General features: G+C 65.9%; 21 protein-coding genes and 1 tRNA gene. 14 read left to right on the forward strand and 8 right to left on the reverse strand.

Going from position 1 to position 17,809, the window contains the following annotated elements; translation table 11 throughout:
• Positions 1 to 57: 57 nt before the first annotated feature.
• From AC58EF_RS02915 to AC58EF_RS02940, 6 genes are all read left to right on the forward strand, one after another.
• A tRNA-Trp gene (locus AC58EF_RS02915) sits at positions 58 to 133 on the forward strand.
• Between the two features lie 230 nt (positions 134 to 363).
• Complete coding sequence (gene secE, locus AC58EF_RS02920; protein ID WP_497274361.1) at positions 364 to 567, forward strand: preprotein translocase subunit SecE; 204 nt, start codon at positions 364 to 366, stop codon at positions 565 to 567.
• 35 nt (positions 568 to 602) lie between these two features.
• Positions 603 to 1,139 (forward strand): transcription termination/antitermination protein NusG, encoded by a 537-nt coding sequence (nusG, locus tag AC58EF_RS02925; protein WP_179041269.1) that lies wholly within the window; start codon positions 603 to 605, stop codon positions 1,137 to 1,139.
• A gap of 319 nt (positions 1,140 to 1,458) precedes the next feature.
• Positions 1,459 to 1,890, forward strand: a complete 432-nt coding sequence (gene rplK / locus AC58EF_RS02930; RefSeq protein WP_497274363.1) for a 50S ribosomal protein L11 — start codon at positions 1,459 to 1,461, stop codon at positions 1,888 to 1,890.
• A 4-nt stretch (positions 1,891 to 1,894) separates the two neighbouring features.
• Positions 1,895 to 2,593 carry a 50S ribosomal protein L1 gene (rplA, locus tag AC58EF_RS02935; RefSeq protein WP_497274364.1) on the forward strand — a complete coding sequence of 233 codons (699 nt, stop codon included), beginning with the start codon at positions 1,895 to 1,897 and terminating at the stop codon, positions 2,591 to 2,593.
• Positions 2,594 to 2,913: 320 nt separating this feature from the next.
• Positions 2,914 to 4,659, forward strand: a complete 1,746-nt coding sequence (locus AC58EF_RS02940) for a DEAD/DEAH box helicase (protein WP_497274366.1) — start codon at positions 2,914 to 2,916, stop codon at positions 4,657 to 4,659.
• Between the two features lie 182 nt (positions 4,660 to 4,841).
• Here AC58EF_RS02940 and ybaL read toward each other — a convergent pair whose 3' ends face one another.
• The 3 genes from ybaL to AC58EF_RS02955 form a co-directional block, all read right to left on the reverse strand.
• Complete coding sequence (gene ybaL, locus AC58EF_RS02945; protein WP_497274367.1) at positions 4,842 to 6,479, reverse strand: YbaL family putative K(+) efflux transporter; 1,638 nt, start codon at positions 6,477 to 6,479, stop codon at positions 4,842 to 4,844.
• 108 nt (positions 6,480 to 6,587) lie between these two features.
• Positions 6,588 to 6,716 carry a hypothetical protein gene (locus tag AC58EF_RS02950; RefSeq protein WP_497274369.1) on the reverse strand — a complete coding sequence of 43 codons (129 nt, stop codon included), beginning with the start codon at positions 6,714 to 6,716 and terminating at the stop codon, positions 6,588 to 6,590.
• A 55-nt stretch (positions 6,717 to 6,771) separates the two neighbouring features.
• The gene (locus AC58EF_RS02955; RefSeq protein ID WP_497274371.1) at positions 6,772 to 7,179 is read right to left on the reverse strand and encodes a hypothetical protein; all 408 of its coding nucleotides are present in this window, start codon (positions 7,177 to 7,179) and stop codon (positions 6,772 to 6,774) included.
• Between the two features lie 175 nt (positions 7,180 to 7,354).
• Here AC58EF_RS02955 and rplU point away from each other — a divergent pair, with 175 nt between their 5' ends.
• The 3 genes from rplU to AC58EF_RS02970 all read left to right on the forward strand — a co-directional run bounded on the left by rplU (position 7,355) and on the right by AC58EF_RS02970 (position 8,794).
• Positions 7,355 to 7,651, forward strand: coding sequence for a 50S ribosomal protein L21 (gene rplU / locus AC58EF_RS02960; protein ID WP_004207901.1), 297 nt, complete (start codon positions 7,355 to 7,357; stop codon positions 7,649 to 7,651).
• A gap of 27 nt (positions 7,652 to 7,678) precedes the next feature.
• Positions 7,679 to 7,948 carry a 50S ribosomal protein L27 gene (gene rpmA, locus AC58EF_RS02965; RefSeq protein ID WP_009822431.1) on the forward strand — a complete coding sequence of 90 codons (270 nt, stop codon included), beginning with the start codon at positions 7,679 to 7,681 and terminating at the stop codon, positions 7,946 to 7,948.
• 270 nt (positions 7,949 to 8,218) lie between these two features.
• Positions 8,219 to 8,794, forward strand: a complete 576-nt coding sequence (locus AC58EF_RS02970) for a GNAT family N-acetyltransferase (protein ID WP_497274375.1) — start codon at positions 8,219 to 8,221, stop codon at positions 8,792 to 8,794.
• A gap of 18 nt (positions 8,795 to 8,812) precedes the next feature.
• Here the strand turns inward: AC58EF_RS02970 and AC58EF_RS02975 are convergent, their stop codons facing one another.
• Positions 8,813 to 9,352 (reverse strand): GNAT family N-acetyltransferase, encoded by a 540-nt coding sequence (locus AC58EF_RS02975; protein ID WP_497274377.1) that lies wholly within the window; start codon positions 9,350 to 9,352, stop codon positions 8,813 to 8,815.
• A 31-nt stretch (positions 9,353 to 9,383) separates the two neighbouring features.
• Complete coding sequence (locus AC58EF_RS02980) at positions 9,384 to 10,232, reverse strand: metal-dependent hydrolase (RefSeq protein ID WP_497274378.1); 849 nt, start codon at positions 10,230 to 10,232, stop codon at positions 9,384 to 9,386.
• A 53-nt stretch (positions 10,233 to 10,285) separates the two neighbouring features.
• On the opposite strand from AC58EF_RS02980, the gene AC58EF_RS02985 reads away from it, so the two are divergent.
• The 4 genes from AC58EF_RS02985 to AC58EF_RS03000 all read left to right on the forward strand — a co-directional run bounded on the left by AC58EF_RS02985 (position 10,286) and on the right by AC58EF_RS03000 (position 14,176).
• Positions 10,286 to 10,903 (forward strand): TetR/AcrR family transcriptional regulator, encoded by a 618-nt coding sequence (locus tag AC58EF_RS02985; RefSeq protein ID WP_497274380.1) that lies wholly within the window; start codon positions 10,286 to 10,288, stop codon positions 10,901 to 10,903.
• Between the two features lie 31 nt (positions 10,904 to 10,934).
• Positions 10,935 to 12,032 carry a GTPase ObgE gene (obgE, locus tag AC58EF_RS02990; RefSeq protein WP_497274382.1) on the forward strand — a complete coding sequence of 366 codons (1,098 nt, stop codon included), beginning with the start codon at positions 10,935 to 10,937 and terminating at the stop codon, positions 12,030 to 12,032.
• Between the two features lie 94 nt (positions 12,033 to 12,126).
• Positions 12,127 to 13,257, forward strand: coding sequence for a glutamate 5-kinase (gene proB, locus AC58EF_RS02995; protein WP_497274383.1), 1,131 nt, complete (start codon positions 12,127 to 12,129; stop codon positions 13,255 to 13,257).
• Between the two features lie 22 nt (positions 13,258 to 13,279).
• Positions 13,280 to 14,176 (forward strand): NAD-dependent epimerase/dehydratase family protein, encoded by an 897-nt coding sequence (locus AC58EF_RS03000; RefSeq protein ID WP_497274957.1) that lies wholly within the window; start codon positions 13,280 to 13,282, stop codon positions 14,174 to 14,176.
• 19 nt (positions 14,177 to 14,195) lie between these two features.
• Here AC58EF_RS03000 and AC58EF_RS03005 read toward each other — a convergent pair whose 3' ends face one another.
• The 3 genes from AC58EF_RS03005 to radA all read right to left on the reverse strand — a co-directional run bounded on the left by AC58EF_RS03005 (position 14,196) and on the right by radA (position 16,760).
• On the reverse strand, positions 14,196 to 14,717 hold the full coding sequence (locus tag AC58EF_RS03005) for a hypothetical protein (RefSeq protein ID WP_497274384.1): 522 nt from the start codon (positions 14,715 to 14,717) through the stop codon (positions 14,196 to 14,198).
• A 3-nt stretch (positions 14,718 to 14,720) separates the two neighbouring features.
• A complete protein-coding gene (locus tag AC58EF_RS03010) occupies positions 14,721 to 15,242 on the reverse strand; it encodes a CvpA family protein (protein WP_497274385.1) in 522 nt (173 codons plus the stop codon).
• A 150-nt stretch (positions 15,243 to 15,392) separates the two neighbouring features.
• Entirely contained in the window at positions 15,393 to 16,760 is a 1,368-nt protein-coding gene (gene radA / locus AC58EF_RS03015) for a DNA repair protein RadA (protein WP_497274387.1), read from the reverse strand.
• Between the two features lie 163 nt (positions 16,761 to 16,923).
• On the opposite strand from radA, the gene AC58EF_RS03020 reads away from it, so the two are divergent.
• Positions 16,924 to 17,622 carry an endonuclease/exonuclease/phosphatase family protein gene (locus tag AC58EF_RS03020; protein ID WP_497274389.1) on the forward strand — a complete coding sequence of 233 codons (699 nt, stop codon included), beginning with the start codon at positions 16,924 to 16,926 and terminating at the stop codon, positions 17,620 to 17,622.
• Positions 17,623 to 17,809 lie beyond the last annotated feature (187 nt).

The raw sequence follows: 17,809 nt of genomic DNA on the forward strand, positions 1-17,809 counted from the left end.
TTGCCCTCCCCGTCTGGCCACGCTAAAGCGCCGTCCTTCGCTGGCTCCGGTCAGTGCAGGAGTGTAGCTCAGTTGGTAGAGCGTCGGTCTCCAAAACCGAATGCCGGGGGTTCGAGTCCCTCCACTCCTGCCAGGCGAACTGGCCGCGAACCCTTGAAAAACCAAGAGTTCGCGGCTAAGTGCGCTGAGCGATTTCGAAGCGGACGGAACGTCCGCTGGTTAAGAAATCGCGGCCATATAGGCCGGCGAAGCAAGGTCGCGGAGCAAGCGGCCGCACCCCCGGACGCCAGACAGGGCGGGATCGGGAGGGCGGACTGTTGCTTCGCGAATTGGTGTTGGTTTTGACGATTTAGAAGGCAGGCGATGGCGAAGGTTTCCCCCAGCGAATTCGTCAATCAGGTGCAGACCGAAGCGAAGAAGATCGTCTGGCCGACCGGCCGCGAGACGCTGATGACCGGCGTGATGGTCGTCATCATGACGACGCTGCTCGGCCTCTTCTTCTTCGGCATCGACACTTTCTTCGGCGCGATCGTTCAGTGGTTGCTGAGCGTTGCGGCGGGTCGTTGAGCAAGACGCTCTGAACAGGAGTTTGACACGGTAACATGGCGCGCTGGTACATCATCCACGCCTATTCGGGCTTCGAAAACAAGGTCAAGGAATCGATCCTGTCCGAAGCCGAGCGCATGGGCCTCTCCCAGCTGGTCGAGCAGGTGGAAGTGCCCACCGAAACCGTGACCGAAGTGAAGCGCGGCAAGAAGGTGCAGGTCGAGCGCAAGTTCATGCCCGGCTATGTCCTCGCCAAGCTGGCGATGAACGACGACATCTATCACCTGGTGAAGAACACGCCCAAGGTGACGGGCTTCCTGGGATCGAGCGGCAAGCCGCAGGCAATCAGCGAGGCGGACGCCGCCCGCTATTTCGGCGCCCAGAAGGAAGCCGAGGCCGCGCCCAAGCACAAGGTCAATGTCGATTACGAGATCGGCGACAGCGTCAAGGTGCTGGACGGCCCCTTCGCCAGCTTCAACGGCGTGGTCGAGGAACTGGATTTCGAAAAGAACCGGGTCAAGGTGTCAGTGTCGATCTTCGGCCGCGCCACTCCGGTCGAGCTGGACTTCGAGCAGGTCGAACTGTCGAAGTAACCGTCCGCGGGGCAGATATCAAAAGGGTCGCCAGCCTGCCAGGCCGGCGACCCTTTTTACATTGAAGGCATGACACATCCGTCGCCGTCATTGCGACATCTTGTATCGCCCCCGTTTAAAACCGGCCGAATGCGGAATTTCCAACCCACCAATTCCCCCCTTCCCTTTGAGGGGAAAGGTCGCTATAGGCCCGCGCTTCCATGCCGCCCTCCAGGGCAGCAGGGACATGCGCGGGAGGCTTTCTTCGGAAGGCCGTTCGACCGCTAAACTTGAACGGGCGGATTTGCCTGCAGATCCGCCAGCTACAGAGTGAGTGACAATGGCCAAGAAGATTACGGGCTATATCAAGCTCCAGGTGCCCGCCGGAGCCGCCAACCCCTCGCCGCCGATCGGCCCCGCTTTGGGCCAGCGCGGCGTGAACATCATGGAATTCTGCAAGGCGTTCAACGCCTCGACGGACAAGATGGAAAAGGGCACCCCGCTGCCGACCATCATCACCGTCTATGCCGACCGTTCGTTCAGCTTCGTCACGAAGATGCCGCCGGCCACCTATCTGATCAAGAAGGCCGTCAACCTGAAGTCGGGTTCCAAGGAACCGGGTAAGGTCGTCGCCGGCAAGATCACCCGCGCCCAGCTCGCCGAAATCGCGCAGACCAAGATGGTCGACCTGAACGCGAACGACATCGACGCGGCGACGAAGATCATCGAAGGCTCCGCCCGCGCGATGGGCCTCGAAGTGGTGGAGGGCTAAGACCATGGCAAAGCTGACGAAGAAGGCGAAGGCCCTGGCCGCTGCCGTTGACAAGGAAAAGCTGCACGGCGTCAATGAAGCGCTGGGCCTGATCAAGACCCATGCGACCGCCAAGTTCGACGAGAGCGTCGAAATCGCGATCAACCTGGGCGTCGACCCGCGTCACGCCGACCAGATGGTCCGTGGCGTCGTCACCCTGCCCGCCGGCACCGGCAAGGACGTCCGCGTCGCCGTGTTCGCCCGTGGCGACAAGGCTGACGCCGCGACCGCCGCTGGCGCCGACATCGTGGGTGCCGAAGACCTGCTCGAATCGATCCAGGCCGGCAACATCGACTTCCAGCGCGTGATCGCCACCCCCGACATGATGGGTCTGGTCGGTCGCCTGGGTAAGGTTCTGGGGCCCAAGGGCCTGATGCCGAACCCGAAGCTGGGCACCGTCACCCCGAACGTCGCCGAAGCCGTGAAGGCCGCCAAGGGCGGTCAGATCGAATTCCGCGTCGAAAAGGCCGGCATCATCCACGCGGGCCTCGGCAAGGCGAGCTTCTCGGCCGAAGACCTGCGCAAGAATTTCGACGCCTTCGTCGACGCGATCGTCAAGGCGAAGCCGTCGGGTTCGAAGGGTAAATATGTCCGCAAGATCGCCCTGTCGTCCTCGATGGGTCCGGGCGTGAAGGTCGATGTGGCGGAAGTCGCCTCGATCTGATCCCTCGCGGATAAGAGATACAAGGGCCGCTTTCCCTCCTTGCGGGGGAAGGCGGCCTTCTTATTTTGTGGGCGCGACATAGCTTATCCTCCCCTGTAAGGGGAGGTGGATGGCCAAAGGCCAGACGGAGGGGTGTCAGCCTCTCGACAGGGGGACACCCCTCCACCACCAGCTTCGCTGGCGGTCCCCCTTCCCTTCCAGGGGAGGATTTTGGAATCAGGGGCGTGACCTTCCCCTGAGTTCCCGCGATCGGGAACATGAACGGTCTTTTCGTATCCGTCGGTTATGGCGGGTCGCTTTTACCGATGGAAAACAAGAACATGCCTTTTGAAACTCTCCCCGCCCTCCTTGCGCAGGCGCTCGCCGCCAAGGGCTATGAAGCGCTCACCCCCGTCCAGTCCGAAGTCACGCAGGCGGAAGCGCATGGCCGCGACCTGCTGGTGTCGGCGCAGACCGGATCGGGCAAGACCGTCGCCTTCGGCCTTGCCATGGCGGGCGAGCTGCTGGGCGAGGCCGACCGCCTGCCCATGCCGGAAAAGCCGCTGGCGCTGGTGATCGCGCCGACGCGCGAACTGGCGTTGCAGGTCAGCCGCGAGCTGGAATGGCTCTATGGCGCGGCGCGCGCCCGCATCGCCACCTGCGTCGGCGGCATGGACGCCGCCAAGGAGCGCCGCAACCTCAGCCACGGCACCCATATCGTCGTCGGCACGCCGGGCCGCCTGCGCGACCATCTGGAGCGCGGCGCGCTCGACCTGTCGGCGCTACGCACCGTGGTGCTGGACGAAGCCGACGAGATGCTCGACATGGGCTTCCGCGAGGATCTGGAGGAGATATTGGACGGCGCGCCCGAACAGCGCCGCACTTTGCTTTTCTCCGCCACCATGCCCAAGCCGATCGTTGCGCTTGCCAAGCGCTACCAGCGCGACGCGCTGCGCATCTCGACCATGAGCGAGGAGCGCGGCCATGGCGACATCAGCTATCAGGCGGTGACGGTCGCCCCGTCGGACATCGAGAATGCGGTGGTGAACCTGCTGCGCTACCATGAGGCGGAGACGGCGATCCTGTTCTGTGCCACCCGCGACAATGTGCGCCACCTCCATAGCAGCCTGACCGAGCGTGGTTTCGCCGCCGTGGCGCTGTCGGGCGAGCATAGCCAGAATGAGCGCAACCATGCGTTGCAGGCTCTGCGCGACAAGCGGGCGCGGGTCTGCGTCGCCACCGATGTCGCCGCGCGCGGCATCGACCTGCCCTCGCTCAGCCTGGTCGTCCATGTCGAGCTGCCGCGCGACGCCGAGACGATGCAGCATCGTTCGGGCCGCACAGGGCGTGCGGGCAAGAAGGGCACCGCCGTCCTGATCGTGCCCTATCCGCGCCGCCGCCGCGTCGAATCCATGCTGCGCGGGGCGAAGATTCCGGTCGAATGGGGCACGCCGCCGAGCCGGGAAGCGATATTGGAGCAGGACAATGCCCGGCTGCGCGCGTCGCTGATGGAAAAGGCGGAGCTGGATGAGGCCGACTGGGCGCTGGGCGCCGAACTGCTGGCCGAAAAATCCGCCAAGGAAATCGCTGCGATGCTGGTCAAGAGCGCCCGCGCCGCCCTGCCCGCGCCCGAGGAGCTGCTGGACCGCAGCGAAGCGCCCGTGCGCAATGACGGGCCGCGTCCGGGCTTCGAGGACACGCAATGGTTCCGCATGGATATCGGGCGTCGCCAGAATGCCGATCCGCGCTGGATCCTGCCGCTGATCTGCCGTCGCGGCCATGTGTCGCGTCAGGATATCGGCGCGATCCGCATCACGACCAACGAAACCATGTTCGAAATCCCACGCGCCATCGCCAGCCGCTTCATGTCGGCGCTCAAGCGCACCGGCGAGGCCAATGACGAGGGCGCGGACGTGGCGTTCGAGCCGATCGACGGCGCGCCGCGCGAACAGGCGCGCGATAACAAGCGTGCGGGCAGCCGTCCCAACGATCGCGGCCCGCGCCCCGGTGGTCCCGGCGGCTATGCGCCCCGTCCCTTCAAGGGCGGACCGAAGCGCCCCGGCGGACCGCGCAAGCCGCGCGGGTAATTGTTGGAGCGAGCTGACTTTGGATTGAATCGTCATTGCGAGCGCAGCGAAGCAATCCATGTTTGCGCCAGTGGATTGCTTCGCTGCGCTCGCAATGACGAAGTGGGTTTATCTAAGGTCATCAAAGTCTTGAGCGAAGTCGAGAACCGTTTCTCGACTTCGCTCGAAACGAACGGAATATACTACCCCACCCCGCAGAGCGTCAGCATCCGCGCCGCCAGTTCGCGTTCGCCCATGACGACATGGGGCACGCCCAGCCCCTCCAGATGCGCCACCTCCGCGTCCGAATGGGCGCGGGCGATGACCTGGAGGCTGGCGTTCAGATGCCGCGCATGTTCGTGGATCGCGCCGCCCTCAAAGCCTTCGGGCACCGCGATCAGCAGGTGGCGCGCCTCGCGGATGCCGGCGGCGAGCAGATGCTTGTCCTCCAGCGCATTGCCCTTGACGACGGACAGGCCGGCCTCCTCGGCCTCCTCGACGCGCTCCGGATCGCCTTCCACGACAACGAAATGGACATGCTGCTCGGCCAGGCGGCGTGCGATCAGCTTGCCGACCCGGCCATAGCCGACCAGAATGACATGGCCGATGCGGGGCGATGCGGGCTGCGTCTGATTGTCGGTTTCGTTGTCGTCTTCCTGCTTATGGTCGCGCACGATCATCGAGAAGAGGATCGGGTTGAGGAAGATCGACACCATCGCGCCCGCCAGGATCAGGTCGCGGGCATCATCCGGCAGGACGCCCAGGCCCGCACCCAAGGACGCGAGGATGAAGGAAAATTCGCCGATCTGGGCGAGGCTGGCGGCGATGGTCAGCGCCGTGACATTGGGATGGCCGAACGCGCGGACGATGCCCCAGGCGGCGATCGACTTGCCGATGACGATGATGAGGACGGTGGCCAGCAGGGGCAGCGGCTGCTCGATCACGATCGAAGGATTGAAGAGCATCCCGACCGACACGAAGAACAGCACCGCAAAGGCGTCGCGCAGGGGAAGCGTTTCCTCGGTGGCGCGGCGGCTGAGCGGCGTTTCGCCCAGGATCATGCCGGCGAAGAAAGCGCCCAGCGCGAAGGACACGTCGAAGGCGAGCGCCGCGCCGAAGGCGACGCCCAGCGCGATGGCGAGGACGGCGAGGCGGAACAGCTCGCGCGATCCGGTATGGACCACCCAGTGCAGCGCCCAGGGGATGACGCGGCGGCCGACGATCAGCATCACCGCGACGAAGCCCGCCACCTTGAGCAGGGTGCCGAGCAGCGGCCCCAGCAGCGCCCCTGCCCCGCCGCCGCCATCGACATTGTTCATGACGCTGGCGAGCGCGGGCAGCAAGACGAGGGCGAGGACCATCACCAGATCCTCGACGATCAGCCAGCCGACCGCGATCCGCCCCCGCCGTGTCTCGACCAGATCGGCGCCCTGAAGCGCGCGCAGCAGGACGACGGTGCTGGCGACCGAGAGGGCAAGGCCGAAGACCAGCCCGCCCATCAGCGTCCAGCCCATGACATAGGCAAGGCCCATGCCCAACAGGGTCGCAACCGCGATCTGGACCAGCGCGCCGGGAACGGCGATCGCCCGCACCGACAGCAGGTCCTTGAGGGAAAAATGGAGGCCAACCCCGAACATCAGCAGGATGACGCCGATTTCGGCCAGTTCGTTGGCCAGCCCCGCATCGGCGACGAAACCGGGGGTGAAGGGACCGACCAGGATGCCGGCGATGAGATAACCGACCAGCGGCGAAAGTTTGAGGCGATGGGCGATGGCGCCCATGATGAAGGCAACGACAAGGCCGGCAACGATCGTACCGATCAGGGGCGTGTGATGGGGCATGAATGCCTTTCGATCCTGTCGCCGGATGCCGCGATTCTATGGCGCATCCGGCGGAAAACTAACAGATAAGCCCCGACTCAACCAATTCCGATTGGGGCGGGCGAGCGCTCATTCGACGATGGTGAGCATCGCCGCGGACAGGGCCACAGCGGCGATGCCAAGGCCCGACATGACGGCGGGCATGAACCACCAGGGCGGACGACGGCGATGGCCGCGTCGCTGGTTTTTGCGAGGCATGGAAGAGGCTCCTCTTTCCGACGAAAGCCCGTCGGGGACGGGCAGGTCCGATTCGTCAGAAAGCGGCGGGAGGCGCCCGGGCAGGGTGCGCGCGACCGGATTTCAGCCGCGCCAGGCGATGCGTGTCGAAAAATGCCGGAACGACGGGCGTTACGCGCAAGAATGCGACGGCCAGTGCGATCAGCAGGCAGCACAGCGCCACCGGGGGCGATCCGTCTCCATCCGGGCGCATGGGCTGGACCGCCTGCGCGGTCGCAGGCGCGCGCGCCTTGAGCACCACCTCGCTGGTGGCCGGGTTGAAGGCGGACCCCTTGAGACGGCTGAGCGGCGGCCCCAGCGGGGCGAGCGCGGACAGGAGAGTGACGGCGATCAGGGTCCAGACGGCGGCAAGGATCGCGGCACGGTTGACACCGGCCCTTCCTTTCCGTTTTTCCCGTCCCATATGCTGCATGTGGCGCGTCATTCCCTTGGTTCCGGCCAAGATAGGGAAAGAAAGCGCCGAAAACCAGTCCAGATACTGGCCCGGATCGGTTGACATCATCGAGTCATTCCACTAACGGGCCACATTCCCGCGCGGGTCGACAGGCTTTGTCCTCGATGATCTGCGTAAAGCAGATTTGAACGAGAAGAGACAAGCCATGTTCGCTATCGTGCGCACGGGCGGCAAGCAGTATCGCGTCGCCGCCGGAGACAAGATCGTCGTTGAAAAGCTGGCTGGCGAAGCCGGCGACAAGGTCACGCTGGACGACGTCCTGCTGGCCGGTGAAGGCGGCGACCTGAAGGACGCGGCCAAGCTGACCGTCGCAGCCGAAATCATCGCGCAGGCGAAGGGCGAGAAGGTCATCGTCTTCAAGAAGCGTCGTCGTCACAATTACCGCCGCAAGAACGGCCACCGCCAGAATCACACGATCCTCAAGATCGTGTCGATCGCCTGAGCGCAGCTGAGATAAGGAGTTTAGGTCATGGCACATAAGAAAGCTGGCGGTTCGTCGCGCAACGGTCGCGATTCCGAGTCGAAGCGCCTTGGCGTCAAGAAGTTCGGCGGTCAGGACGTGATCGGCGGCAACATCATCATTCGTCAGCGCGGCACCCGCGTGTACCCGGGCCGCAATGTCGGCATGGGCAAGGATCACACCCTCTTCGCGCTCGGCGAAGGCAAGGTGGTGTTCCACACCGGCAAGCTCGGCCGCAAATATGTGTCGGTAGACGCGATGGCCGAAGCCGCCGAATAACGGACGACTGTTGACGGGTCGTCCTCCGACAGGAGCGACCCTCATGGGTGTCGGGCCATTGGCCTGAGACCCGGTCCGAGGGAATAAGGGGCGCTCCTTCCATGCGAGGGGCGCCCCTTTTCCGTTGGGCGAATATATCCCTCGAAAATCCCTCAAGCCTCTGGAACTCAACCCATTCTCGCGCGTCGTGCGAGCGGGGAAGCATCCAGGACAGACCGTCGTGAAGCCGTCATGAAAGGCGGCTAACGGCGCGCACAAGAGGAGACGAGAATGTTCGCCCGTACCCCCCGCCTGCTGCTGCGTCCCGGCTGGATGGAAGACGCCCAGGTTTTGGCCCAGACCATCAATGACGGCGCCGTCCTGCGCAACCTGGCGCGCGCGCCCAACCCCTATGGGCCGGATGACGCGCAAGCCTTTCTGGCGCTGCCGCAGCATCCGCGCCTGCCCCGCCTGCTGGCCTTCAGCCGCACCCAGGGCGCGCCGCGCCTGATCGGCGGATGCGGCATCCATCTGGACGAGCAGGGCGCGCCCGAGCTGGGCTATTGGATCGCCCGCCCCTATTGGGGGCTGGGTTTCGCGACGGAGGCCGCGCGCGCCGTGCTGAGCATGGCGCGGGCCAACGGCATCGCCGACATCCGGGCCTGCCACTTCGCCGACAATCCCGCATCGGGGAACGTCCTGCGCAAGCTGGGCTTCCGCTTCACCGGACGGGTCGAGCAGCGCTACAGCCTGGGCCGCGACGCGCTGGTCGACTGCCTGTTGTTCGAAGAAGGCGAAGGCGGGCGAGGAAATGCCGACCCGGCGATGGACCTTTATGGCGACGCCATGCCGGCGATGGCGGCCTGAACCCTGGACATCCTCCCCTCAATGGGGAGGATGTCCAGGGTTCACGCGATCGAACACCCGCGTCGGCTTCCCGCCAAGCGCAGTATCGATCAACGGCCTGAAGCCCAGCTTCTCCGCTACCTTGATCGACGCCAGATTGTCCGGGTCGATGATGCAGCGGAGCGAAGGCGCGTCGAGACGGGCGTCGGCCCAGTCGAGAACCGCGTGCATCGCTTCGGTGGCGATCCCCCGGCCCCAGGCATTGGGCGCCAGCACCCAGCCGGCTTCGGGCACCCCCTCCAGTTCGGGCAGGCCGCGTTCGGCGCTGAGCAGGCCGGCTTCGCCCAGGAAGGCGCCGCTGTCGCGCTCCTCGATCACCCACATGCCATAGCCCAGCATCGGCCACATGCCGGCATAGCGCAGCAGGCGGAACCAGACCGCCTGCGCATCCTGCGGCAGGCCGCCGATATGGCGCACCACCTCTGTATCACCCCACAGCTTGCGGCAGGCCGCATAGTCCTCCACCCGGTGCGGGCGCAGGATCAGGCGGATGGTGTCCAGGACAGGCGCTTGGCTCATTCAACCATAAGAAACCCGCGCCGCCATTCCGTCAAGCGACCGTCAGGGCAGCATCCATCCGCGCATCGGCATAGGGCGTGTCGGCCAGCGCGATGAGCGCGCGGTCATCGACCTTCCAGGGATGGAAACCCGGCAGGAAATAGCCGAGCCAGGGTCGAGCGACCCGGCGCAACATGCCCGGCCGCACCAGCGCATAATGGAGCAATCCGCCCCAGGCGCGCCGCCCGGTGACGCCGTCCTGCCGCAGCAACTCCACCATGCCGCGCGCGCGATGGTGAAGGAAATGCTTCGTCACGATCAACATCATCAGCGACTTGACCCACCAGCGGCGAAAACGCGGCCAGTCGCGGGTCGCGTGCATCCATGTGTCGTGCGCGACGCCCTTATGCTCGATCTCCTCGACCGCGTGCCACCGCCACAGCGCTGCGACCTCCGGGTCGGCGCCCTCCAGATGGCGCGGATCGCCAAGCAGCTCATGGGCGAGGATGGCGGTGAAATGTTCCAGCGCCATGGTCGCAGCCAGGCTGACGATCGGCGGACGCCGCTTTGCCATGTCCAGCACCATGGTCACGTCGGCGTCGAGGCGCGACACGTCATAACCATGATCCGCCACCTGCCGGTTGAAGGCGAGATGCTCGCGGCTGTGGACGACCTCCTGCTTGATGAAAGCGGCGATCTCGCCGGCCAGCCGATCCGGCACGCCGTCGCGGAAGGCGCGGACGCTTTCGATGAAATAGGCCTCGCCGCGGGGGAAAGTGATCGATAATGCATTGAAAAAAGCCGTGGCGATCGGATCGCCGTTCAGCCAATGTCGTGGCGTCGCGCGATCTCGTCCGAAACGGCGGTCGCGCGGCGTGATGGTGAGATCGGTCGGGGTCATGGGATGGCTCCGCTGATTACTTACACTGATGTAAATATGAGTTACTGACACCAATGTCAATAAAACGCGCCCGCCTCAGCCCGGATGAAAGCCGCCTCGTCGCCGTGGAGGCCGCACGCGACCTGTTGATAGAGGCTGGCCCTCAGGCGGTGACATTGAAGGCGGTGGCCGGGCGGATCGGGCGGACGCACGCCAACCTGCTCCACCATTTCGGGTCGGCGGCGGGATTGCAGAAGGCGCTGGCGGGCCATCTGGCCGACACGATCACCGCCAAGATCGGCGAGGCGGTGAACGCGGCGCGGCGCGGCGAACTCGCACCCCGCATCATCGTCGACATGACGTTCGACGCATTCGACCGCGAAGGCGCCGGCGCGCTGGCGAGCTGGATGCTGGCGTCGGGCAATGAGGATGCGCTCGATCCGGTGGTGGACGCGATCCACCGGCTGGTCGTCAAGCTGGCGGCGAGCGCCCTTACCCCGCAGATGGGCGAGCTGATCCGCGACAATACGCTGATGCTGGTGCTGCTGGCGTTGGGCGATTCGCAATTGGGCGGGCCAATGGCCGGGGCGCTGGGCCTGCCGCGCGAAAAGGCGCGCGAAATCGCCACCCGCAGCCTCACCTTCGCGCTGATGCAGGAGTTCGCGACAATCGCCGCGCAGGCCAAGGTTTAACTTTTGCGCCGATGGCGCTAAGGGCCAGCCCATGCATTTCCTCGATCAAGCCAAAATCTATATCAAGTCCGGCTGGGGCGGTCCCGGCGCGGTCAGCTTTCGCCGTGAGAAATATGTCGAATATGGCGGCCCGGACGGCGGCAATGGCGGCAAGGGCGGCGACATCATTTTCGAGGCCGTGGCCGGCCTCAACACGCTGATCGACTTCCGCTATACCCAGCATTTCAAAGCCCAGCGCGGCCAGCCCGGCATGGGCAAGAACCGCTATGGCGCGGGCGGCGAAGACCTGGTCATCCAGGTGCCAGTCGGCACGCAGATATTGTCCGATCCCCAGCCCATCGAGGGCACGGAGGATGAGGACGGCTATCCCGATTATGAGGATCAGGAAGTGCTGGCCGACTTTACCGAGGTCGGGCAGCGCATCACCTTCCTGCGCGGCGGCGACGGCGGTCGTGGCAACCTGTCCTACAAGACCAGCACCAACCGCGCCCCGCGCCAGCATGGCACGGGCTGGCCGGGACAGGAAATGTGGGTGTGGCTGCGTTTGAAGCTGCTGGCCGATGTCGGTCTGGTCGGGATGCCCAATGCGGGCAAGTCGACGCTGATCAACCAGGTGACGAACACCAAGGCGAAGGTCGGCGCCTATGCCTTCACCACCACCAAGCCGCAGCTGGGCGTGGTGCTGCACCGCGACCGGGAATTCGTGCTGGCCGACATTCCCGGCCTGATCGAAGGCGCGGCCGAGGGCGCGGGGATCGGCGACCGCTTCCTGGGGCATATCGAGCGTTGCCGAGTGCTGCTGCACCTGATCGACGCGACCGGCGACGATCCGGTCGACGCCTTCCGCATCGTGACCGACGAGCTGGCGGCCTATGGCGGCGGGCTGGACGAAAAACCGCAGATCGTGGCGCTCAACAAGGGCGACCTGCTGGGGCAGGAGCTGATGGAGGATATCGCCGCGCAGCTTCGCGAGGAAGGGGGCGTGGAGGATGTCTTCATCATTTCCGGCGCGACCGGCGAAGGCGTGGGCGCGCTGATGGATGCGATGCTGCCGATGCTGGATCAGGGCGCGGAGGATGAAGAGGATGAGGATGGCGACGAAGGCGAAGCCACATGGTCGCCGATCTAGGCGATCATCCTGACACCCGTTCGCTTCGAGCGAAGTCGAGAAGCGGGTGCATGACGGTTCTCGACTTCGCTCGAACCGAACGGATCCTTTTCCTGTGACATCCCCCCTCTCCGGTTTCCCCCCCGAACTTGTCCGCCGTCTGGTCATCAAGATCGGCTCCGCCCTGCTGGTCGATCCCGCCGGCGAAGTGCGCGTGGACTGGCTGCGCACGCTGGTGGCCGATGTCGCCGCGCGCAAGGCGGCGGGGCAGCAGGTCATCATCGTGTCCTCCGGCGCGATCGCGCTGGGCGCGCGGCGGCTGAAGCTGCCCAGGGGCGGGCGCGGCAGCCTGGAGGACGCGCAGGCGGCGGCGGCGACCGGACAGATCGCCCTGTCCCAATGCTGGGCAAGCCTACTCGCCGAAAAGGGCATCACCGCCGCGCAGATGCTGGTGACGCTGGACGATCTGGAGAACCGGCGGCGCTATCTGAACGCATCGGCCACGCTGGAGCGGCTCATGACGCTCGACGTCGTGCCGGTGGTCAATGAGAATGACAGCGTGGCGACGTCGGAAATCCGCTTCGGCGACAATGATCGCCTGGCGGCGCGCATCGGACAGGCGGCACGGGCTGACGCGGTTGCGCTGCTTTCCGATGTCGACGGGCTTTACACCGCCAACCCGCACGTCGATGCCAGCGCCATGCTGATAGAGACAATCGAGACGATCGACGCGCGGATCGCGGCGATGGCCGACGGCGGTTCGGCGTCGGGCATGGGTTCGGGCGGCATGGTGTCGAAGATCCAGGCGGCGCGGATCGCGACCGGCGCGGGCGCGCATCTGGCGATCATTTCGGGCAAGGTCGACGCGCCGCTGTCGCACTGGGCGAATGGCGGGCGCGGATCGATCTTTCTGGCCGCCCAAGGTAAGGGCGCGCGCAAGGGCTGGCTGGCGGGCCGGCTGACGACGCGCGGGCGCGTGATCGTCGACGCGGGCGCGGAAAAGGCGCTGGGCAAGGGCAACAGCCTGCTGCCCGCCGGCGTCGCCCAGGTCGAGGGCGTGTTCGATCGCGGCGACGTGGTCGATATCGTCGCGCAGGACGGCCGGGTGATCGCGCGCGGCCTGATCGAATATGACAGCGCGGCGGCGGCGAAGATCGCCGGGCGCCGCAGCGAGGACATCGCCGCGCTGCTGGGCGAGATGCCGCGGTCGGTGCTGGTCCATCGCGACCATATGGCGATGGTCTGATATGACGCCTTTTCGGATTGCGATGACGGGCGCGACGGGTTTCGTCGGCGCCGAGGTGCTGGAGCAGGCGCTGGGCGAAGGGCTGCGCGTCAATGCGCTGACCCGCCGGGCGCAGCCACCGCGCGCGAAGCTGAAATGGGTGCCGGGATCGCTGGAGGATGCGGCCGCGCTCGATACGCTGGTGCGCGACGCCGACGCCGTGGTGCATATCGCCGGCGTGGTGAATGCGCCCGACCGCGACGGGTTCGAGGCGGGCAATGCGCGTGGCACCGTGGCGGTGATCGACGCGATGCGCCGGCGCGGGATCAGGCGGCTCATCCATGTCTCCTCGCTGGCGGCGCGGGAGCCGCAACTGTCCCACTATGGCTGGTCGAAAGAACTGGCCGAACGCCATGTCAAGGCGAGCGGTCTCGACTGGAGCATCGTGCGGCCGCCCGCTATCTATGGGCCGGGCGACCGCGAGATGCTGGAACTGTTCCGCATGGCCAAGCGCGGCATCATGATGCTGCCGCCGGGCGGACGGCTATCGGTGATCCATGTCGGCGACCTGGCGCGGCTGCTACTGGCGCTGGCGCAGGAGAAGGAAATCAGCCTGACCCGCACCTATGAGGTGGACGACGGCACGCCCGACGGCTGGGATCATAAGGATTTCGGCGCGGCGATCGGCCGGGCGGTGGGGCGGTCGGTGAAGACGATCGCGACGCCGGAATGGCTGTTGAGCATTGCCGCGCGGACCGACCGGCTGATGCGCGGTCGGAAGGCCAAGCTGACCCCCGACCGGGTCGATTATTTCTGCCATCCCGACTGGGTCGTCACCCAGCGCAAGCAGCCGCCCAGGCGGCTATGGATGCCGCAGGTGCCGACCGAGGACGGGTTGAAGGCGACGGTCGAGGCCTATCGGGAGAAGGGGTGGCTGTAACGCCGAAAGGCACGGACCGTCAGGTCAGGGCGGCGAGGCGGCTGGCCCGCTCCCTGTCCTTGGGACGACCGAAACCGGTCAGGAGTTGCTGGAGTTCCAGCCGGTCGGGAATGAAGAGCGTCACCCCGTCGATCTGAATCGGGCAGCGGGTTTGCGGCTGAACCTCGCGCCAGCCCGCCGTCGATCGATAGTGGAAACCGGCCATGAACTCGACCGGCAGCGGCGCTTCCCGCCAGGTGCCGAAGAGGATGGAGCGGAAGCGCTCGCCGCCTGTGTCCTTGCGGGCCCTCACGCCGATGGCGGGTAGGATGCGCGCGGCGTCGGCGACGCTCAGCAGCACGTCCACATCGGCCACCGTTCCGGCATCGGCGCCATGCAGGGCGACCGCCGCGCTGGCAATGATCCACCAGCGATCGCTGGCTGCGTTCATCACCGAAGCGACCGCCTTCAGCGATGCCGCCAGCCCCGGATCGATCCCTGCCCCTTCCCGGCTTCCCGGGACATGGACCGAACCGACAGGCCAGGGCGGCGTATCCGGCATCGCCTAGCCGCCGTCGTCCGGCGCCGGCTTCTTCGCGCGCTGTTCCGCCAGAAATTCGCTGATCGCCTGACCGCTGGCGTTGAGCAGTGGATAGGTGCGCGCGTCGCTCAGCCAGTCGGGGCGGCGGGCGCCGCTGCCGTAGAAAGTGTCATAGACCAGGCTGAAGGCGAGGAAGACGATCGTCGCGCCGATCAACCCTTTCACCGCACCGAAGCCCGCGCCCAGCACCCGGTCGACCGGGCCGAGGATCGACTGGCGCGTGCGGCGGCCGATGGCATGGGCGATCAGCTTGCCGATGCCGAAGGTGACGCCGAAGACGAGAACCAGCGCCAGCATCGCCGCCCCGCTGCTGTTGCCGATGAAGGCGCTCAGCAATTCGGCGGCGGAGGCATGGAACAGGCGGATGGCGAAGATCGCCAGCACCCAGGCGATGAGCGAGAGGGTTTCCAGCACGAAGCCGCGCATGAGGCCGAGCACGGCGCAACCGCCGATGGCGAGCAGGACGAGAATGTCGATGGCGTTCATTGCGGTCTGCTCATATCGGTAAACGCCCCGTCATTGCGAGCGTAGCGGGCCGAAGGCGGGCGAAGCCCAACCAATCCACGGCGTGACAGTAGATTGCTTCGCTACGCTCGCAATGACGAATTGGGCAAATGGCGTTCATTGCCCGCGTGGCTATCCGCGTCCCAGCATCTGGTCAACAAGCTGCGCGAGCGTGCGGAAGCCGCTGACCGCTATTCCCTTGACCCCATCCGCCGCCGAGGCGGGGATGAAGGCCCGGTTGAAGCCCAGCTTGGCCGCCTCGCGCAGGCGCAGCGGCGAATGGGCGACGGGGCGGATTTCGCTCGACAGGGCGATTTCGCCGAACAGCACGACATCCGCGGGCACCGGCCGTTCCGACATGGCGGAAATGAGCGCGGCGGCGACGGCGAGATCGGCGGCCGGGTCCGACAGGCGATAGCCGCCCGCGACATTGAGATAGACTTCGCAGGTCGAGAAGCTGAGGCCGCAGCGCGCCTCCAGCACGGCGAGGATCATCGCGAGACGCCCGCTGTCCCAGCCGACCACCGCGCGCCGGGGGGTCGCCCCGCTGGACAGGCGCACGACCAGCGCCTGGATTTCGACCAGCACCGGCCGCGTTCCTTCCAGCGCGGGAAAGACGGTCGCGCCGGTCACCGACTCGTCGCGGTTGGTGAGGAACAAGGCCGACGGGTTGGCGACTTCCTCCAGACCTTCGGCCACCATGGCGAAGACGCCGATCTCGTCGGTGCCGCCGAAGCGGTTCTTGACCGCGCGCAGGATGCGATATTGGTGGCTGCGCTCCCCCTCGAACGCCAGCACCGTATCCACCATATGCTCCAGCACGCGCGGGCCGGCGATACTGCCATCCTTGGTCACATGGCCGACCAGGATCAGCGCGGTGCCGCGCTGCTTGGCGAATTTGATGAGTTCCTGGGACGAGGCGCGGACCTGGCTGACGGTGCCGGGCGCGCCCTCGATCAGGTCGCTGTGCATCGTCTGGATCGAATCGATGATGAGCAGCGCGGGCGGTGGCCCTTCGCTCAGGGTGGTCAGGATATCGCGGACCGAGGTGGCGCTGGCGAGCTGCACCGGCGCGTTGCCCAGACCCAGCCGCTGCGCGCGCAACCGCACCTGATCGGCGGCTTCCTCCCCGCTGATATAGGCGACCGAAAGCCCGCGCGAGGCGATGCGCGCCGCCGCCTGGAGCAGCAGGGTCGACTTGCCGATGCCCGGATCGCCGCCGATCAGGGTGGCCGAGCCGGTGACGATGCCGCCACCCAGCGCCCGGTCGAATTCGGCGATGCTGGTGCTGGTGCGCGGGGGCAGCTCGACCGTGCTGTCGAGGCCAACCAACGTGATGGCGCGTCCGCCATTTTGCAGGTCATGGCGCTGCGAGAAGATCGTTTCCGCCGCTTCCTCGACGATGCTGTTCCATTCGCCGCAATCCTCGCACTGGCCCAGCCACCGGCTGGTGACGGTGCCGCATTGCTGACAGACGAATTTGCGTTTTGCCTTGGCCATGCCTTCTCTTCTCCGTTCGGTTCGAGCTTGTCGAGAACCGTTGCGCGAGGGTTCTCGACAAGCTCGAACCGAACGGATGTTGGTATGAAGGGAATTTGAGAACAATTCAAGAACATCGATGCGCCCGCTGGAAACATCCCGCGCGCTGGCGCATTGAAACGACATGAAAACGATCCGCGTCGCCAGCTATAATATCCGCAAGGCCATCGGCACCGACCGGCGCCGTGTGCCCGAACGGGTGCTGGAGGTACTGGGCGAAGTGGATGCCGACATCATCGCCTTGCAGGAGGCCGACCGGCGCTTCGGCGTGCGCTCCGCCGCGATCCCGCCGCTGCTGATGGACCAGCAGAGCGGCTACAGGCCGGTGCCGCTCAACGTGCAGATGGATTCCATGGGCTGGCACGGCAATGCGATCCTGGTGCGCAAGGAGGCGGAGGTCGGCGCCCATGACGTGCTGCACCTCCCCTATCTGGAGCCGCGCGGCGCGACCATGGCGGAGGTGACGATGAACGGCGCGGCGGTGCGGGTGTTCGGTATGCATCTCGACCTGTCGGGCCTGTGGCGGCGGCGGCAGGCAGCGGCGGTAATCCATGCTGCGGCGCAGGGCAGGGAGATGCCCACGGTGCTGATGGGCGACCTCAACGAATGGAGCGCGGGGCGCGGCTGCCTGGCCGATTTCGCGCGGCATTACAGCTTCGCGCCGTGCGGGCGCAGCTTTCATGCGCGGCGGCCGGTGGCGCAGCTCGACCGGATCATGCATTGCGGCAGGCTGAAGCTCAAGGATTGCGGCGTCCATGAAAGCGCGGCGGCACGCAAGGCGTCGGACCATCTGCCGATCTGGGCGGAATTTGCGGTTGGGTGAAAACTACTTCCGTTGACAGGCATCTGGACCAATACGTCCCCTCGACATTCCTCTCGCCCTCTGCGATTCATCCCTGATGAAGGAGCGGGAACTTCGCCTTGCCCTGGTCTGCTATGGCGGCATCAGCCTGGCGATCTACATGCACGGCATCACCAAGGAAGTGTGGCGGGGGGGGGGGGGGGGGGGG

The organism is Sphingobium sp. WR1, from assembly GCF_059693745.1.

Bases quoted from the DNA above. Each gene is read 5' to 3' on its own strand.
- secE (WP_497274361.1), top strand. From the start codon at position 364: ATGGCGAAGGTTTCCCCCAGCGAATTCGTCAATCAGGTGCAGACCGAA.
- nusG (WP_179041269.1), top strand. From the start codon at position 603: ATGGCGCGCTGGTACATCATCCACGCCTATTCGGGCTTCGAAAACAAG.
- rplK (WP_497274363.1), top strand. From the start codon at position 1,459: ATGGCCAAGAAGATTACGGGCTATATCAAGCTCCAGGTGCCCGCCGGA.
- rplA (WP_497274364.1), top strand. From the start codon at position 1,895: ATGGCAAAGCTGACGAAGAAGGCGAAGGCCCTGGCCGCTGCCGTTGAC.
- AC58EF_RS02940 (WP_497274366.1), top strand. From the start codon at position 2,914: ATGCCTTTTGAAACTCTCCCCGCCCTCCTTGCGCAGGCGCTCGCCGCC.
- ybaL (WP_497274367.1), bottom strand. From the start codon at position 6,479: ATGCCCCATCACACGCCCCTGATCGGTACGATCGTTGCCGGCCTTGTC.
- AC58EF_RS02950 (WP_497274369.1), bottom strand. From the start codon at position 6,716: ATGCCTCGCAAAAACCAGCGACGCGGCCATCGCCGTCGTCCGCCCTGG.
- AC58EF_RS02955 (WP_497274371.1), bottom strand. From the start codon at position 7,179: ATGACGCGCCACATGCAGCATATGGGACGGGAAAAACGGAAAGGAAGG.
- rplU (WP_004207901.1), top strand. From the start codon at position 7,355: ATGTTCGCTATCGTGCGCACGGGCGGCAAGCAGTATCGCGTCGCCGCC.
- rpmA (WP_009822431.1), top strand. From the start codon at position 7,679: ATGGCACATAAGAAAGCTGGCGGTTCGTCGCGCAACGGTCGCGATTCC.
- AC58EF_RS02970 (WP_497274375.1), top strand. From the start codon at position 8,219: ATGTTCGCCCGTACCCCCCGCCTGCTGCTGCGTCCCGGCTGGATGGAA.
- AC58EF_RS02975 (WP_497274377.1), bottom strand. From the start codon at position 9,352: ATGAGCCAAGCGCCTGTCCTGGACACCATCCGCCTGATCCTGCGCCCG.
- AC58EF_RS02980 (WP_497274378.1), bottom strand. From the start codon at position 10,232: ATGACCCCGACCGATCTCACCATCACGCCGCGCGACCGCCGTTTCGGA.
- AC58EF_RS02985 (WP_497274380.1), top strand. From the start codon at position 10,286: ATGTCAATAAAACGCGCCCGCCTCAGCCCGGATGAAAGCCGCCTCGTC.
- obgE (WP_497274382.1), top strand. From the start codon at position 10,935: ATGCATTTCCTCGATCAAGCCAAAATCTATATCAAGTCCGGCTGGGGC.
- AC58EF_RS03000 (WP_497274957.1), top strand. From the start codon at position 13,280: ATGACGGGCGCGACGGGTTTCGTCGGCGCCGAGGTGCTGGAGCAGGCG.
- AC58EF_RS03005 (WP_497274384.1), bottom strand. From the start codon at position 14,717: ATGCCGGATACGCCGCCCTGGCCTGTCGGTTCGGTCCATGTCCCGGGA.
- AC58EF_RS03010 (WP_497274385.1), bottom strand. From the start codon at position 15,242: ATGAACGCCATCGACATTCTCGTCCTGCTCGCCATCGGCGGTTGCGCC.
- radA (WP_497274387.1), bottom strand. From the start codon at position 16,760: ATGGCCAAGGCAAAACGCAAATTCGTCTGTCAGCAATGCGGCACCGTC.
- AC58EF_RS03020 (WP_497274389.1), top strand. From the start codon at position 16,924: ATGAAAACGATCCGCGTCGCCAGCTATAATATCCGCAAGGCCATCGGC.